This is a genomic window from Micromonospora sp. AKA38 (assembly GCF_027925725.1).
Taxonomy (GTDB): domain Bacteria; phylum Actinomycetota; class Actinomycetes; order Mycobacteriales; family Micromonosporaceae; genus Micromonospora.
This window is the reverse complement of sequence record NZ_BNEI01000005.1, coordinates 1,171,461-1,190,156: the sequence shown is the minus strand read 5'-3', so window position 1 is coordinate 1,190,156 and position 18,696 is coordinate 1,171,461. Positions and strand designations below refer to the sequence as shown.

The window sequence follows — 18,696 nt, the reverse complement described above, 5'->3', positions numbered from 1 at the left end:
GGCAGCCCGTCGACGGACGCGCCGAGCACCGCCCAGCCGTCCGCCTGTCCGGTGGGCGTCTCCGCGGACTGCCAGCGCACCTCGTACAGGGACCGGGCCGCCGTGCCGGACGTGGGCAGGCCGGTCATCTCGCGCAGGACCAGGGAGTCCACCGACACGACAGGTGCGCCGCTCTCGTCGGCGGCGACCAGCCGGACCGCGTCTCCGGTGCGGGACAGTCGGACCCGCAGCAGGGTGGCGCCGGTGGCGTGCACCTGGACGCCCTCGAACGCGAACGGCACCCGGGGGCCGCCGGTCCCGCCGTCCGGCAGCAGCCCGATCGGGTGCAGGGCGGCGTCCAGCAGCGCGGGGTGGAGCCCGAACCGGGCCGCGTCGCCGGTCATGTCGTCCGGCAGGGCGATCTCGGCGTACGCCTCGCCGTCGCTGGTCCAGGCGCGACGCAGGCCCCGGAACGCCGGCCCGTACGCCAGGCCGTGCGCGGCGAGCGTGTCGTACCAGCCGGTCAGGTCGACCTCGGTCGCGTCGACCGGCGGCCAGGCCCCGACGGCCGGTTCGTCGGCGGTGGGCGGTTCGAGGATGCCGTCGGCGTGCCGGGTCCAGCCCGCCTCGGGGTCGTCGTCGGGGCGGGAGTGGACGGTGACGGCGCGGCGGGTGCCGACGCCGTCGACGCGTACCTGGATGCGCAGGCGGCCGGTGTCCGGCAGGACCAGCGGCGTGGCGACGGTGAGTTCGCGGAGCCGGGGCACGCCGGCCTCGTCGCCGGCCCGGACGGCGAGCTCGACGAGCGCCGCGCCGGGCAGCAGCGTGGTGCCGGCCACCGCGTGGTCGGCCAGCCAGGGGTGGGTGGCGAGGGAGAGCTGGCCGGTGAGGACCACCTCGCCGTCGCCGGCCAGGTCGACGGTGGCGCCGAGCAGCGGGTGCGCGGCGTCGCTCAGCCCGGCCCCGGACACGTCGCCCCGGCGGCGGCCGATCGTCGGCCAGTAGCGCCGGTGCGCGAACGCGTAGGTGGGCAGGTCGACGCGGGTCGCGCCGGTGCCGGCGAACCAGGGCGTCCAGTCGACGCGGACGCCGTGCACGTGCAACTCGGCCAGCCCGGCCAGCAACGCGTCCGCCTCGTCCCGGTCCCGACGCTGCACCGCGGTCGCGACCACGGTCTCGTCGTCGGGCAGGATCTCGGCGGTCATCGCGGTGAGCACGCTCTGCGGGCCGATCTCCAGGAACGTGTCCACCCCGGCCGCCCGCAGCGCGGTCACGCCGTCGGCGAACCGCACCGCCTCCCGCACGTGCCGCACCCAGTAGTCGGGCGTGCGCAGGTCGTCGCCCGCCGCCAGCGCGCCGGTCACGTTGGACACCACCGGCAGCAGCGGCGCGGCGAACGTCAACCCGTCGAGGACCGTGCGGAACTCGGCCAGCATCGGCTCCATCAGCGGGCTGTGGAACGCGTGCGACACCGTCAACCGGCGGACCCGCACACCCCGTTCCCGCCAGGCGTGTTCCAGCTCGTCCAGCGCGCCGAGGTCACCGGACACCACTGTTGCCGACGGCCCGTTCACCGCGGCGATCCCCAGCGCGGGGTGCGCCCCGATCGACGCGGCCACCTCGGCCTCCGGCGCCGCGACCGCCAACATCCCACCGCCGGCCGGCAACGCCTGCATCAGCCGACCCCGCGCCGCCACCAGCGCACACGCGTCCGGCAGCGACAACACACCCGCCACGTACGCGGCGGTCACCTCACCGACCGAGTGCCCACCCACGAAGTCCGGGATCACCCCGAACGACTCCACCAGGCGGAACAACGCCACCTCGACCGCGAACAGACCCGCCTGCGTGAACCGCGTCTGATCCAACAGATCGGCGTCACCGAACAGCACCGGCTTCAGCGGCTGCGGCAGCAACGGATCGAGCTGCGCGCACACCTCGTCCAACGCGGACGCGAACACCGGGAACGCCTCGGACAACTCCCGACCCATCCCGGCGCGCTGCGCGCCCTGCCCGGAGAACAGCACCGCCAGCCGCTCCCGCCGCTCCCGACCACCGACGACCACCGCGCCGGACGACTCCCCGGCCGCCAACGCCCGCAGCCCGGCCAGCAGGCCGTCCCGGTCGGTGACGGCGAGCACGGCGCGCTGCTCCAGCGGGGTACGGGTGGTGGCGGACGACCATCCGACGTCGACCGGACGGAGCGTCTCGTCGCCGGCCAACCAGGCCGCCCAACGGCCGGCCTGCGCGGCGAGCGCCGCGTCGGTACGCGCCGACAGCAGCACCGGCACCGGCCCACCGGTCGACGCCCCGACGCCCGCCGGCTCGACGACGTCGGTGGGCTGCTCCAGGATGACGTGCGCGTTGGTGCCGGAGATCCCGAACGACGACACCGCTGCCCGACGCGGCCGGTCCACCACCGGCCACGGCGTCGTCTCCGTCGCCAGGCTCACCGCCCCGGCCGTCCAGTCGACGTGCGGCGACGGCTCGTCCACGTGCAGCGTCGGCGGCACCACCCCGTGCCGCATGGCCAGGACCATCTTGATGATCCCGGCGACCCCGGCCGCCGCCTGGGTGTGACCCAGGTTCGACTTCACCGAGCCGAGCAGCAGCGGCGTCTCCCGGTCCTGCCCGTACGTGGCCAGCAACGCCTGCGCCTCGATCGGGTCACCCAACGTGGTGCCGGTGCCGTGCGCCTCCACCGCGTCCACGTCCGACGTGGTCAACCGCGCGTTCGCCAGGGCCTGCCGGATCACCCGCTGCTGCGACGGCCCGTTCGGCGCGGTCAGGCCGTTCGACGCGCCGTCCTGGTTCACCGCCGTACCCCGCACCACCGCCAGAATCCGCCGACCCGCACGGCGCGCGTCGGAGAGCCGCTGCACCAGCAACACGCCGACGCCCTCGGACCAGCCGGTGCCGTCGGCGGACGCGGCGAACGAGCGGCAGCGACCGTCCGGGGACAGGCCCCGCTGCCGGGAGAACTCGATGAACGTGCCCGGCGTCGCCATCACCGTCACGCCACCGGCGAGCGCCAGGTCGCACTCGCCCGAGCGCAGCGCCTGTCCGGCCAGGTGCAGCGCGACGAGCGACGACGAGCACGCGGTGTCCACGGTGACGGCCGGGCCCTCCAGCCCGAACGTGTACGCGACCCGGCCGGACAGCACGCTGCCGGAGGTGCCGGTGCCGACGTAGCCCTCGGCGTCCGGCGGCAGGTCGGCCAGGCGGGAGGCGTAGTCGTGGTACATGACCCCGGCGAACACACCGGTCCGCGAGCCGCGCAACCCGGCCGGGTCCACCCCGGCGGACTCGAAGCTCTCCCAGGACGCCTCCAGCAGCAGCCGCTGCTGCGGGTCCATGGCGACCGCCTCGCGGGGCGAGATGCCGAAGAAGTCGGGGTCGAAGTCGGCGGCGCCGGCGAGGAAGCCGCCGTGCCGGGCGTACGAGGTGCCGGCGTGGTCGGGGTCCGGGTCGTAGAGCGTGTCGAGGTCCCAGCCCCGGTCGGCGGGGAACTCGACGATGCCGTCCCGCCCCGACGACAGGAGCTGCCAGAGCTGCTCCGGGTTGTCGACACCACCGGGATAGCGGCAGGCCATGCCGACGATGGCGATCGGCTCGTCGGTGTCGACCGCCCGCACCGCCGCGCGGCGGGCGCTGATCCGGCCGGAGACCTGCTCGTAGAGGTGCTCGGCGAGCGCCGCCGGGCTGGGGTGGTCGAAGACCAGCGTGGACGGCAGCCGCAGCCCGGTGGCCGCGTTGACCCGGTTGCGCAGGTCCACCGCGGTCAGCGAGTCGAACCCGAGTTCCCGGAACGCCCGGTCGGCCGGCACCGCGCCGGCCCCGGCGTGGCCGAGAACCTGCGCGACCAGGCCCCGGACCAGCAGGTCCACCTCGGCGCGGGCGTCCTGCGGGTCGAGGCCGGCGAGCCGGTCGGCCCAGTCGCCGCCCGCGCCGGCCTGCCGTCGGGTGGCGGTCGGACCGACCAGGGTACGCAGCACCGCCGGCACCGGGCCGGCGCCGAGCGCGGACCGCAGCGCCGGTACGTCGACGACGGCCGGCACGAGCACCGGACGGCCTTCGGCGAGCGCGGCGTCGAACAGGTCCAGACCGGTCTCCACGCTCATCGGCGTCAACCCGGCCCGCGCCGACCGCTGCCGTTCCCCCTCCGACAACGACGCCGCCATCCCGGCGGTGTCCCACATTCCCCACGCCAGGCTGATTCCGGGCAGTCCGTCCTGCCGGCGTCGCGCCGCCAGCGCGTCCAGGAACGCGTTGCCCGCCGCGTAGGCCGCCTGCCCCGGCGAGCCGAGCACCCCGGCAACGGACGAGAACAACACGAACAGGTCCAGCTCACGGTCGCGGGTCGCCTCGTGCAGCCACCACGCCGCCGTGGCCTTCGGCGCCAACACCGCCGCCAGCCGCTCCGCGCTGATCGACGACACCACCCCGTCGTCCAACACACCGGCGGTGTGCACCACCCCGGCCAACCGGCCCGGCACCCCCGCCACCAACCGGATCACCTGATCCCGATCGGTCACGTCACACGCCACCACCGACACCGACGCGCCCCACCCGGTCAACCGCTCGACAAGCGCGTCCGCGCCCGGCGCGGCCGGCCCCTGCCGCGACACCAGCACCAGCGACCGCGCCCCGTGCCCGGTGACGAGGCGCTCCGCCACCAACGCGCCCAACGCTCCGGTGCCACCGGTCACCAGCACCGTGCCGTCCCGCACCACCCGCTCGCCACCGTCCGACGCCGGGTCGGCCAGGGCCGGAACGCTCGGCGTCGAGGCGGCGCGGACCAGGCGGGGCACGAACACCCGGCCGTCCCGTACCGCGAGTTGACCGCCGGTCGGGTCGGTGACCGCGTGCGCGAGCACGGCGAGCGTCCGGCCGTCCGGGTCGGCGTCGAGGTCGGCCAGCACGAGCCGGCCGGGGTGTTCGGACTGCGCGGAGCGCAGCAGACCCCACACGGCGGCACCGGCCAGATCGGTCACCGGGTCGTCGTCGCCGACGGAGACCGCGCCCCGGGTGAGGACCACGAGCGGGGTGCCGGCGAGCGCGTCGGCGGCCAGCCAGGACCGTACGGTGCCGAGCACGTCGGTGGTGACCGCGCGCACCGCGTCCGGAGTCGGCAGGTCAGCGGCGGCCAGCGGCAGGACCAGGGCCGAGGGCGGCGAGTCCGCCTCGACCGCCGCGGCGACGTTCGGGTATGCCGGCAACCCGATGTCGGACCCGGCCGGGTCGGCACCGGCGCTGAGCACGGCCCAGCCGGACGGCGCGTCGGCCGGCGCGACGTCCTCGGGCTGCCAGTGGAGCGCGTACAGGGACCGGGCCGCGACGTTCGGCACGACCGGGCCGGTCAGCTCCCGCAGCGCCAGCGTGTCGATCGACACCACGGGCGCGCCGGCGGTGTCCACGGCGACCAGGCGGACGGTGGCGCCGGTGCGGGTGAGCCGCACCCGCAGGGCGCGGGCTCCGGTGGCGTGCACCTGGAGGCCCTCGACGGTGAACGGCACGCGCGGGCCGTCGCCGGCGAGCAGCAGCCCGACCGGGTGCAGCGCGGCGTCCAGCAGCGCCGGGTGGACGCCGAACCGGGACGCCTCACCGGCCGCGTCGTCGCCGAGCGAGACCTCGGCGTACGCCTCGCCGTCGCCGGTCCAGAGCCGGCGCAGGCCCTGGAACACCGGCCCGTAGGTGAGGCCGTGTCCGGCCAGCGCCGGGTACCAGTCGGTGAGGTCCACCTCGGTCAGCCCGGCGGGCGGCCAGGCGTCGACGGTGGGTTCGACGGTGGACGCGGGTTCCAGCACGCCGTCGGCGTGCGCGGTCCACTCGACGTCGCCGTCGGGCTGGGAGTGGATGGCGACCGGTCGGCCGCCGGTGGTGTCGGGGGCGCCGACGCTCACCTGCACCCGCACGCCGCCGGTCGCCGGCAGCACCAGCGGCGCGGTGAGCGTGAGGTCGCGTACCCGGGGGGTGCCGGCCTCGTCGCCGGCTCGGACGGCCAGTTCGGTGAGCGCGGTGCCGGGCACCAGGACGGCGCCGTCCACCACGTGGTCGGCGAGCCACGGGTGGGTGGCCGGCGACAGCCGGCCGGTCAGCACCACCAGGTCCGCGCCGGCCACGGTGACGGCGGCGCCGAGCAGCGGGTGGGCGGCGTCGCCGAGCCCGGCGCCGCTGACGTCGCCGCCGCGGGGGCGGCCGGTGGGCAGCCAGTAGCGCTGGTGCCGGAACGCGTACGTGGGCAGGTCGACGCGGGTCGCGCCGGTGCCGGCGAACCACTGCGGGAAGGACACCGGGACGCCGTGCACGTGCAGGTCGGCCAGCGCGGCCAGCAGGGCGGCGGTCTCGTCGCGGTCCCGTCGTTGGCCGGCGACCGCGAGCGCGTCGGGCAGGATGTCGCCGGTCAGCGCCGTGAGCACGCTCTGCGGGCCGATCTCCAGGAACGTGTCCGCGCCGGCGTCGCGCAGCGCGGTGATCCCGTCGGCGTAGCGGACCGCCTCGCGGACGTGCCGCACCCAGTAGTCGGCGCGGGTCAGGTCGGCCGGGTCGGCGAGCGCGCCGGTCAGGTTGGACACCACCGGCAGCAGCGGCGCGGAGAAGCTCAACCGGTCGAGCACGGCCCGGAACTCGGCGAGCATCGGTTCCATCAGCGGACTGTGGAACGCGTGCGACACCGTCAGCCGGTGGGTACGGACGCCCCGCTCCCGCCAACCACGCTCGACCTCGTCCAGCGCGTCGAGCGGCCCGGACACCACCACCGACGACGGCCCGTTGACGGCGGCGACGCCCAGCTCGGGGGTGCCGTCGAGGGACGCCAGGACGTCCCGCTCCGGCGCGGCGACGGCCAGCATCCCGCCGCCGGCAGGCAGCGCCTGCATGAGCCGGCCCCGCGCGGCGACAAGCGCGCACGCGTCCGGCAGCGACAGCACGCCGGCCACGTACGCGGCGGTGACCTCGCCGATCGAGTGGCCACCGACGAAGTCCGGGGTGACGCCGAACGACTCGACGAGCCGGAACAACGCCACCTCGACCGCGAACAGCCCGGCCTGGGTGAACTGGGTCTGGTCCAGCAGATCCCCGGCGTCGAACAGCACCGGCTTCAGCGGCTGCGGCAGCAGCGGGTCGAGCTGCGCGCACACCTCGTCCAGCGCGGCGGCGAACACACCGAACGCGTCGGACAGCTCCCGGCCCATGCCGGCGCGCTGCGCGCCCTGCCCGGAGAAGAGGACCGCGAGCCGGCCCCGGGTGGTCGCCGTGCCGGTGTGCACGGTGCCGGCGGGCGTGCCGGTGGCGAGCGCGTGCAGCCCGGCGAGCAGCTCGTCGCGGTCGGTGGCGACGACGACGGCGCGGTGGTCCAGGGCGGCCCGGCCGGTGACCGACGACCAGCCGACGTCGACCGGCCGGACGGCGGTGTCGGCGGCCAGCCGGCGGGCCCAGCGGTCGGCCTGCGCGGCGAGCGCCTCCGGGTCACGGGCGGAGAGCAGCACCGGCGCGGGTCCGCGCGGCGGCTCGGCGGCGACGGGGGCCGGCTCGGCGGGCGGCGCCTCGATGATGACGTGCGCGTTGGTGCCGCTCACCCCGAATGAGGAGACCGCGGCGCGGCGGGGCCGGTGCGACCGCGGCCAGGGCCGGGCCTCGGTGAGCAGGGAGACGTTGCCGGCGTCCCAGTCGATGTGCGGGGAGGGCGCGTCCACGTGCAGCGTGCGGGGCAGCACGCCGTGCCGCATCGACATGATCATCTTGATGATGCCGGCCGCGCCGGCCGCGGCCTGGGTGTGGCCCAGGTTCGACTTGACCGAGCCCAGCCAGAGCGGCTCGCCGGCCCGGTCCTGCCCGTAGGTGGCGAGCAGCGCCTGCGCCTCGATCGGGTCGCCGAGCGTGGTGCCGGTGCCGTGCGCCTCGACCGCGTCCACGTCGGCGGTGGTCAGCCGCGCGTTCGCGAGGGCCTGCCGGATGACGCGTTGCTGCGACGGGCCGTTCGGCGCGGTCAGGCCGTTGGACGCGCCGTCCTGGTTCACGGCGGTGCCGGCCACCACGGCGAGGATGCGCCGCCCGTCGCGGCGGGCGTCGGCCAGACGCTGCACCAGCAGCACGCCGACGCCCTCGGACCAGCCGGTGCCGTCCGCCGCCGCGGCGAACGACTTGCAGCGGCCGTCGGCGGCGAGACCGCGCTGCCGGGAGAACTCGATGAACGTGCCCGGGTTGGCCATCACCGTCACGCCGCCGGCCAGGGCCAGGTCGCACTCGCCGGAGCGCAGCGCCTGCACCGCCAGGTGCAGCGCGACCAGCGACGACGAGCAGGCGGTGTCCACGGTGACCGCCGGGCCCTCCAGCCCGAACGTGTAGGCGACCCGCCCGGAGACGACGCTGCCGGAGTTGCCGGTGCCGAGGTAGCCCTCCACGCCCTCCGGCAGCTCCCCCAACCCGGCGGCGTAGTCGTGGTACATCAGGCCGGCGAACACGCCGGTGCGGGAGCCACGCAGCCGGGCCGGGTCGACCCCGGCGGACTCGAACGTCTCCCAGGACGCCTCCAGCAGCAGCCGCTGCTGCGGGTCCATGGCGAGCGCCTCACGCGGGCTGATGCCGAAGAAGCCCGGGTCGAAGTCGGCCGCGCCGGCGAGGAAGCCGCCCTCCCGGGCGTACGAGGTGCCCGGGTGGTCGGGATCGTCGTGGAACAGCGTGTCCAGGTCCCAGCCCCGGTCGGTGGGGAACGCGCCGATGCCGTCGCCGTCGGCGGCCAGCAGCTCCCACAGCGCCTCGGGGCTGTCGATGCCGCCCGGATAGCGGCAGGCCATGCCGACGATCGCGATCGGCTCGTCCACGCCGGTGACCGCCGCCGCGTCGGCGCGGGTCACGGCGGTGGCGCCGGTGAGCTGCTCGTGCACGTGCGCGGCGAGCGCGGCCGGGGTCGGGTAGTCGAACACCAGCGTGGACGCCAGCCGCAGCCCGGTGGCGGCGTTGACCCGGTTGCGCAGGTCCACCGCGGTCAGCGAGTCGAAGCCCAGTTCCTGGAACGCCCGGTCGGCCGGCACCGCGTCCGCGCCGCCGTGGCCGAGCACCTGCGCGACCAGACCCCGGACCAGCAGGCCCACCTCGGCGCGGGCCTCGTCGTCGGTGAGTCGGGCGAGCCGGTCGGCCCAGCCGTCGGCCGCCGCGCCGGCCTGCCGCCGGGCGGGCGCGCCGGCCAGGGCACGCAACATCGGGGGTACGCCTGCGGCGGCGCGCAGCGCCGGCAGGTCCAGCACGGCCGGCACGAGCGCGGCGGTGTCGGACGCGACGGCGGTGTCGAAGAGCGCGACGCCGACCGCCTCGGTGATCACGCCGAGCCCGGCACGGGCCACCCGGGAACGGTCGGCGCCGTCGAGGCCGGCGGCCATCCCGTCGGTGTCCCACATGCCCCAGGCCAGCGCGTGCCCGGCCCGGCCCTGGGCACGGCGGTGGACCGCGAGCGCGTCGAGGTAGGCGTTCGCGGCGGCGTACGCGCCCTGGCCGGGGGAACCGAGCACGCCGGCGATCGACGAGTAGGTGACGAACAGGTCGAGGTCGAGGTCGGCGGTGGCCTCGTGCAGGTGCCAGGCGGCGTCCACCTTGGGAGCGAGCACCCGGGCCAGCCGGTCGGGGTCGGTGCCGGTGATCACGGCGTCGTCGAGCACGCCGGCGGTGTGCACCACCCCGGCGAGCCGGCCCGCGCCGGTGAGGTCGGCGACCAGCCGGTCGACCGCGTCGCGGTCGGTGAGGTCGCAGGCCAGCACCCGGACGTGGGCGCCCAGCGCGGTCAGCTCGTCGACCAGGTCGGCCGCGCCGTCGGCGTCGGGTCCGCGCCGGCTGACCAGGGCCAGCGAGTCGACGCCCCGGTCGCTGACCAGGTGCCGGGCGAGCAGCGCGCCGAGCGCGCCGGTGCCGCCGGTGACCAGGACGGTGCCGTCGTAGGTGGCCGGGGTGGTCGCGGGTGGGGCGTCGGCGCGTACCAGTCGGGGGGTGTGGGTGGTGTCGCCGCGGACCGCGAGCTGCGCCGCGGCCGGGTCACCGGCGGCGGCCGCGAGCAGCGCCAGCACGCCGGCGTCGAGGTCGCGGTCCAGGTCGGCCAGGACGATCCGGCCGGGGTGCTCGGACTGGGCGGAGCGGACCAGGCCCCAGACGGCGGCGCCGGCCAGGTCGGCGGCGCTGTCGTCGGGCGTGGCCGGCATCGCGTCGCGGGTGGTCACGACGAGCCGCGCGTCGGCGGTCGCGTCGGCGGTCAGCCAGGCGCGCAGCGCGGCGAGCACGCCGGTGGTGGCGGCGCGGACCGCGTCCGGCGTCGGCCCGGCCGGCGGCACCGGCAGCACCACCAGCGGGGGTACGCCGCCGGCGGCGACCAGCGCGGCCACGTCCGGGTGGGCGGCGGCGTCGGGCAGGGCGGGCAGCGGCGCGCCGAGCACCGCCGTGGCGGGCGGGGTGGCCGGGGTGAGCGCCTCGGCCGCCCAGGCGACCCGGAACAGCGACCGGGCGGCGCGGGTGGCGGCTGGCGGCGTGACGCCGGTCAGCTCGCGCAGCACCAGCGCGTCGACGGTGACGACGGGCCGGTCGGTGGGGTCGACGGCGAGCAGCCGCACCGCCGTGCCGGCCCGGGTGAGCCGGACCCGCAGCGTCTGGGCGCCGACGGCGTGCACCTGGACGCCGGTGAACGCGAACGGCGCCTTCGGGCCGGTGGTGCCGTCGCCGGGCAGCAGCGCGGTGGGGTGCAGCGCGGCGTCGAGCAGCGCGGGGTGCACGCCGAAGCCGCCGACCTGGTCGGGGCCGGCGGACGGCAGCGTCACCTCGGCGTAGACGGTGTCGTCGTCGGTCGTCCAGGCCCGCCGCAGGCCCTGGAACACCGGCCCGTAGGTCATGCCGTGGCCGGCGAGCGCGTCGTACCAGCCGGTGAGGTCGGTCTCGACCGCGTGCGGCGGGGGCCACGCGCCGAGCCCGGCCCCGTCGGTGGGGGCGGCGGCGGTGAGCAGGCCCTCGGCGTGCCGGATCCAGTCGCCGTCGGGGTCGTCGTCGGGCTGCGAGTGCACCGCGACGGTGCGCCAGCCGGCGTGGTCGCGGGGGCCGACCCGGACCTGCACCCGCACCCCGCCCCGGGCGGGGAGCACCAGCGGCGCGGCGACGGTCAGCTCCCGGACCCGGCAGGGGCCGAACTCCTCGCCGGCGCGCAGCACGAGTTCGACGAGCGCGGTGCCGGGGACGAGGACCGCGCCGGCGACCTCGTGGTCGGCGAGCCACGGCTGGGTCGACAGGGACAGCCGGCCGGTGAGCACGGCGGCGTCCTCGCCGGCCAGCCGGACGGCGGCGGTGAGCAGCGGGTGGCCGGCGGCGCCGAGGCCGGCGCCGGTGACGTCGGCGGCGGGCCCGGCCGGGCGCAGCCAGTAGCGGTCGCCGCCGAACGCGTAGGTGGGCAGGTCGGCGGCGGTGGCCGGGCCACCGGCGAACAGCGGGGTCCAGTCGACGTGCGCGCCGCCGGCGAAGAGTTCCGCCAGCGCGGTGAGCAGCGCGCGGGGCTCGGGCCGGTCGGCGCGCTGGGTGGCGACGGCCAGCCCGGTCGGGTCGTCGGCGGTGTCGCGGATCAGCGCGGTGAGGACGCCGCGCGGGCCGATCTCCAGGAAGGTGTCCACCCCGGCGGCGCGCAGCGCGCTCACGCCGTCGGCGAACCGGACCGCCTCCCGCACGTGCCGCACCCAGTAGTCGGCGGTGGTGATCTCGGTCGGGTCGGCCAACGCGCCGGTCAGGTTCGACACGACCGGAAGCAGCGGCGCGGCGAACGTCAACCCGTCGAGGACCGTGCGGAACTCGGCGAGCATCGGCTCCATGAGTGGGCTGTGGAACGCGTGCGACACCGTCAACCGGCGGACCCGCACACCCCGTTCCCGCCAGGCGTGTTCCAGCTCGTCCAGCGCGCCGAGGTCACCGGACACCACCGTTGCCGACGGCCCGTTCACCGCGGCGATCCCCAGCGCGGGGTGCGCCTCGATCGACGCGGCCACCTCGGCCTCCGGCGCCGCGACCGCCAGCATCCCGCCGCCGGCCGGCAGCGCCTGCATCAGCCGACCCCGCGCCGCCACCAGCGCGCACGCGTCCGGCAGCGACAACACACCCGCCACGTACGCGGCGGTCACCTCACCGATCGAGTGCCCGCCCACGAAGTCCGGGGTGACCCCGAACGACTCGACGAGCCGGAACAACGCCACCTCGACCGCGAACAGCCCGGCCTGGGTGAACTGGGTCTGGTCCAGCAGATCACCGTCGCCGAACAGCACCGGCTTCAGCGGCTGCGGCAGCAGCGGATCGAGTGCCGCGCACACCTCGTCCAACGCGGCGGCGAAGACCGGGAACGCCTCGGACAACTCCCGACCCATGCCGGCACGCTGCGCGCCCTGCCCGGAGAACAGCACCGCGACCGGGCCCCGGTCGGTGGCGCGGCCGGTGACCAGGTTGTCGGCCGCCGTGCCGGCGGCGAGCGCGCGCAGCCCGGCGGTCAGCTCGTCGTGGTCGGCGGCGACCAGCACCGCCCGGTGCTCCAGCGCGGTCCGCGCGGTCAGCGACGTGCGGCCCACGTCGGCCAGGTCGGGGCGGTCCGGCGCGGCGAACGCGTCGGCCCAGCGGGCGGCCTGCCGGGCCAGCCCGCCGTCGCCGCGCGCCGACACCAGCACCGGCACCAGCGGCGGCGGCGCGGGCCGTTCGGTCACCTCGGGCTCGACGGCCGGCGGTTGCTCGATGATGACGTGGGCGTTGGTGCCGCTGACGCCGAACGAGGAGACCGCGGCCCGGCGGGGCCGGTCCACCGCCGGCCACGGCCGGGCCTCGGTGAGCAGCTCGACCGCGCCGGCCGACCAGTCGACGTGCGGGGTCGGCGCGTCCACGTGCAGCGTGCGGGGCAGCACGCCGTGGCGCAACGCCTGCACCATCTTGATCACCCCGGCGACGCCGGCCGCGGCCTGGCTGTGCCCGATGTTCGACTTGATCGAGCCCAGCCACAGCGGCTCGCCGGCCCGCTCCTGCCCGTACGTGGCCAGCAGCGCCTGCGCCTCGATCGGGTCGCCGAGCGTGGTGGCGGTGCCGTGCGCCTCGACGGCGTCCACGTCGGCGGTGGTCAGCCCGGCGGCGGTGAGCGCGGCCCGGATGACGCGCTGCTGGGACGGCCCGTTCGGGGCGGTGAGGCCGTTCGAAGCGCCGTCCTGGTTGACGGCGGAGCCCCGGACCACGGCGAGCACCCGGTGGCCGTTGCGGCGGGCGTCGGAGAGCCGCTCCACCACCAGCACGCCCACGCCCTCGGACCAGCCGGTGCCGTCGGCGGCGGCGGCGAACGACCGGCAGCGGCCGTCGGCGGCCAGCCCGCCCTGGCGGGTGAACTCGACGAACGCGCCGGGGGTCACCAGCACGTTCACGCCGCCGGCCAGGGCCAGGTCGCATTCGCCCTGGCGCAGCGACTGCACGGCCAGGTGCAGCGCGACGAGCGACGACGAGCAGGCGGTGTCCACGGTGACCGCCGGGCCTTCGAGGCCGAACGTGTAGGCGACCCGGCCGGAGATGACGCTGTGCGCGCCACCGGTGAGCCGGTAGCCGTCCAGGTCGCGGGTCTCGTCGCCGGCGCCGTAGCCGGACGGGGACGCGCCGACGAACACGCCGGTGGCGGTGCCGTGCAGCGTGTCCGGGTTGAGCGCCGCCTGCTCGAACGCCGCCCAGGTGGCTTCCAGCAGCAGCCGCTGCTGCGGGTCCATGGCGAGCGCCTCGCGCGGGCTGATGCCGAAGAAGTCCGGGTCGAACTCGGTGGCCCGGTCGATGAACCCGCCGTGGCGGGTGAACGAGCGGCCCGGGGCGTCCGGGTCGTCGGCGTAGAGCCGGTCGAGGTCCCAGTCCCGGTCGGTGCGGAACTCGGTGATGCCGTCGCGACCCTCGGCGACCAGCTCCCACAGCCCGTCCGGGTCGGCGACGCCGCCCGGGTAGCGGCAGCTCATGCCGACGATCGCGATCGGCTCGTCGGCGGTCGCCGGGCCGGCGGGGGCGTCGGCGGGGGCGTCGCCGGCTTCGGGCAGCCGCAGCAGCGTGGCGAGCTGACCGGCCAGCACGGCCGGGCTGGGGTAGTCGAAGATGACGGTGGTGGGCAGCGACAGGCCGGTGGCGGCGGTGAGCTGGTTACGCAGCTCCACCGCGGTCAGCGAGTCGAAGCCGAGGTCGCGGAACGCGCGCCGGGGGCGTACCGCGTCGCTGCCGGCGTGGCCGAGCACCGCGGCGGCGTGGTCACGGACCAGGTCGGTGAGGCGGCGTTCCCGGTCGGCGCGGGGCAGGTCGAGCAGTTGCCGGCGCAGTCCGCCGGCCCGGTCGTCGACGTCGGCGGTGGCGGGCCGCTCGGTCAGCGCGTCCCGGGCCTCCGGGATGTCGGCGAGCAGCGGCCGGGGCCGGGCGGACGCGTACGCGGGCGCGAACTGGGCCCAGTCGACGTCGGCCACGACCAGCGTGGTCTCGCCGTGCTCGACGGCCCGGCGCAGGGCCAGCAGCGCGGCTGCCGGCTGCATCGGGTTGAGGCCGCGCCGGCTGAGCAGCCGCTGCGCCTCCTCGGTGGTGGCCATGCCGCCCTCGGCCCAGGCGCCCCAGGAGATCGAGGTGGCGGTCAGTCCCCGGGCGCGGCGCTGCTCGGCGAGCGCGTCCAGGTAGGCGTTCGCCGCCGCGTACGCGCCCTGGCCGCCGCTGCCCCACACGCCGGAGATGGACGCGAACAGCACGAACGCGTCGAGCGGCCGGTCGCCGAGCAGCTCGTCGAGGTACGCGGCGCCGGCGACCTTGCCGGCCATCACGTGGTCGAACACGTCCAGGTCGGTGTCGACGAGCGCGGTGAGCCGGGTGATGCCGGCGGCGTGCAGCACGGCGGTCAGCGGCGCGACGTCGTCCAGGCCGGTGACCAGCGCGGCGACCTGCTCCCGGTCGGCCAGGTCGCAGGCGACCACGCTGACCCGTACCCCGTCGGCGGTCAGCTCGTCGGCCAGCTCGCGGGCCCCGGCGGCGTCGAGCCCCCGGCGGCTGGTGAGCACCAGGTGCTCGGCGCCGTTGGCGGCCAGCCAGCGGGCGGCCTGGGCGCCGATCGCGCCGGTGCCGCCGGTGATCAGCACGGTGCCGCGCGGCTGCCAGTCGGCGAGCTGCCCGGCGGTGCGGGCGGTGGTGCGGGCCAGCCGGCGGACGAACGTGCCGTACGGGCGGACCGCGTACTGGTCCTCGTCACCGCCGCCGGTGAGGACGCGGGCCACCTCGGCCCAGGTCGCGGCGTCGGGCGCGGCGGGCAGGTCGAGCACGCCGCCCCACTGCCGGGGGTGTTCCAGGCCGATCACCCGGGCCAGGCCCCAGAGCGCGGCCTGGGCGGCGCTGGTGACCGGCTCGGCCGGGCCGGTGCCCACGCCGCCCTGGGTGACGCACCACAGTGGGGCGGTGCGGTCGGCGTCCTGGGCGGCCTGCACCAGCCGGGTGGTGGCGACCAGGCCGGTGGAGATGCCGGGGTGGCCCGGGTGGTCGGCGTCGGCGAGCCCGAGCAGCGACACGATCGCGGTCGGTTCGTCGGTGAGCGACGCGGCCAGCTCGGCGCGGGTGGCGTGGACCGGGTCGACGGGCAGCGTACGCAGCGTCGACCCGTCGGGCAGCGCGGCGGCGAGCGCGGCCAGCCAGGTGTCCGCCCGGTCGTCGCCGGCCGGCGACACCACCAGCAGGTCGGCGGCGGCCGGGGTGGCGACGGCGGTGGCCGGCTGCCACACCACCCGGTACGACCAGCCGTCCAGCACGGCCCGCTGGAGCCGGGCGCGACGCCAGGACGACAGCAGCGGCAGCGCCGGGGCGAGCACCTCCGGGTCGGCGTCGCCGGCGGTGAGCGCGGCGACGTCGGCGCGTTCCACGGCCGACCAGAACTCCACGTCGACGACGTCCGGGCCGACCGGACCGGCGGCGGTCGCCGCCATCCGCTCCGGCCAGTAGCGCCGCCGCTGGAACGCGTACGTGGGCAGGCCGGTGAGCACCGGCGCGGGAGCGAGGACCCGGGCCAGGTCCACCGGCAGGCCGTGCGCGTGGGCGTGGGCGATGCTGGTCAGCAGCCGCAGCCGGGCGTCGTCGCCGCGACGCAGCGTGGACAGCGCGCGGCCGGTGGTGCCGGTGTCGTCCAGGATGGCCGCGACCGACATGGTGAGCACCGGATGCGGGGACACCTCGACGAAGTCGGTGTGCCCGGCGTCGATCGCGGTCCGCACGGCGGTGTCGAACAGCACCGGCAGGCGCAGGTTGTCGGCCCAGTGGTCGGCGTCGAAGCGGGTGCCGTCGAGCCGGTCGCCGGTGACCGTGGAGATGATCGGCACGTCGCCGGGGCGCGGCGTCAGGCCGGCCAGTTCGGTACGGAGCCGGTCGGCGACCGGCGCCACGGCCGGCGAGTGCGAGGCGTAGTCGACGGCCACCGGCCGGGCCCGTACGCCGTCGGCGACAAGCGTGGCGATCAGGTCGGCGACGGCCTGCGGCGGTCCGGCGACGGCGGTGGTGGCGGGGCCGTTGACCACCGAGACGGTGACGCCCTCGGGCAGGCGGGCGGCGAGTTCGGCGGCGGGCAGGTCGACGGCGGCCATGGTGCCGGTGCCGGCGACGTCGGCCAGCGCCCGCAGGCGCAGCGCCAGCACCCGGGCCGCGTCGGCGAGGGTGAGCGCGCCGGCCACGTGGGCGGCGACGATCTCGCCCTGGGAGTGGCCGATCACGGCGCGCGGGCTCATCCCGGCGTGCCGCCACAGCCGGGCCAGCGCCACGCCGACCGCGAACAGCGCCGGCTGGGCGATCTCGGAGCGGGTCAGCCACGAGTCGTCGCCGCCGGTGAGCACGGCGACCACGTCGACGTCGAGCCAGCGGTCCAGTTCGGCCTGGCACTCGGCGAGCGCCTCGTCGAAGACCGGCGCGGCGCCGATCAGCTCGGCGGCCATGGCGGCGTGCTGCGCGCCCTGGCCGGGGAACACCCAGACCGGTCCCTCCCCCGGCTCGCCGGCCTGGCCGGTGACGACCGTGGCGGCGGGGGTGCCGGCGGCGACCGCGTCCAGGCCGGCGAGGAGCTGCTCGGGGTCGGCGGCCACCACGGCGGCCCGGTGCTCGAACACCGACCGGGTGGTGACCAGCGACCAGGCCAGCCGCGCCGGGTCGAGGTCGGCGTGCGCGCGGACGTGGCGGGCCAGTCGGGCGGCCTGCTCGCGCAGCGCGTCGGCGGACCGGGCGGAGAGCGGCCACACGGTGGCGGCGCCGGCGACCAGGGGCGGCCGGTCGGTGTCGGGCGCCGGCGCGGGCGTCGGGTCGACCTGTTCCAGGATGACGTGGGCGTTGGTGCCGCTGATGCCGAACGAGGAGATCGCGGCGCGGCGCGGCCGGTCCACCGCCGGCCAGCTCCGGGCCTCGGTGAGCAGCTCCACCGCGCCGGCGGACCAGTCGATGTGCGGCGACGGCGTGTCGACGTGCAGCGTGGCGGGCAGCCGGCCGTGCCGGATGGCCTGCACCATCTTGATCACGCCGGCGACGCCGGCGGCGGACTGGCTGTGGCCCAGGTTCGACTTGATCGAGCCCAGCCAGAGCGGGTCCCGGCCGTCGCGGTCCTGCCCGTACGTGGCCAGCAGCGCCTGCGCCTCGATCGGGTCGCCGAGCGTGGTGCCGGTGCCGTGCGCCTCGACCGCGTCCACGTCGCCGGTGTCCAGCCGGGCGTTGCTGAGCGCCTGCCGGATGACCCGCTGCTGGGAGGGGCCGTTGGGGGCGGTGAGCCCGTTGGACGCGCCGTCCTGGTTGACGGCGCTGCCGCGCAGCACCGCCAGCACCGGGTGGCCGTTGCGGCGGGCGTCGGCGAGCCGTTCGACGAGCAGCAGGCCGACGCCCTCGGCCCAGCCGGTGCCGTCGGCGGCGGCGGCGAACGACTTGCACCGCCCGTCGGAGGCGAGACCCCGCTGGCGGGAGAAGCCGACGAACGCGCTGGGGCTCGCCATCACCGTCACGCCGCCGGCGAGCGCCAGGTCGAACTCGCCGGCCCGCAGCGCCTGCGCGGCCAGGTGCAGCGCGACAAGCGACGACGAGCAGGCGGTGTCCACGGTGACGGCGGGCCCTTCCAGGCCCAGCGCGTACGCGATCCGCCCGGAGACGACGCTGGTGACGGTGCCGGTGAGCAGGTAGCCCTCGTCGGCGTCGGTCGCGCCGCCGTCGGCGGCGACGCCGTAGCCGTTGGCGGCGGTGCCGACGAACACGCCGACCTTCTGCCCGCGTACCGACGAGGGGGCGATGCCGGCGGTCTCGAACGCCTCCCACGAGGTTTCCAGCAGCAGCCGCTGCTGGGGGTCCATGGCGAGCGCCTCACGCGGGCTGATGCCGAAGAACTCGGCGTCGAAGCCGGCCGCGTCGTAGAGGAAGCCGCCCTGCTGGGTGGTGGAGCGGCCGACCCGGTCGGCGGACGGGTCGTAGAGGTTGGCCAGGTCCCAGCCCCGGTCGGTGGGGAAGCCGGCGATCGCGTCGCCGCCGGCGTCCACCAGCTCCCACAACTGCTCCGGGGTGGACACCCCGCCCGGGTAGCGGCAGGACATCGCGACGATCGCGATCGGCTCCCGGGCGGCGGCGGTGAGCTGCTGGTTGAGCTGCTTGAGCCGGCCGGTCTCCTTGAGGGAGGCCCGAAGCGCCTCGACGACCTTGTCTGCGGACGTGGACATCATCTACTCCGTACGT

Annotated in this window: 1 protein-coding gene (cut by a window edge); it reads right to left on the bottom strand. The window is 76.8% G+C overall.

The features are described 5' to 3' along the window. Nucleotides 1-18,680, bottom strand: the 5' portion of a protein-coding gene (locus TPA0908_RS22490) for a type I polyketide synthase (protein ID WP_281940965.1). It extends 10,954 nt beyond the left edge of the window; the window shows 18,680 of its 29,634 coding nt (coding positions 1-18,680); the start codon lies at nt 18,678-18,680; its stop codon lies beyond the left edge, outside the window. Nucleotides 18,681-18,696 lie beyond the last annotated feature (16 nt).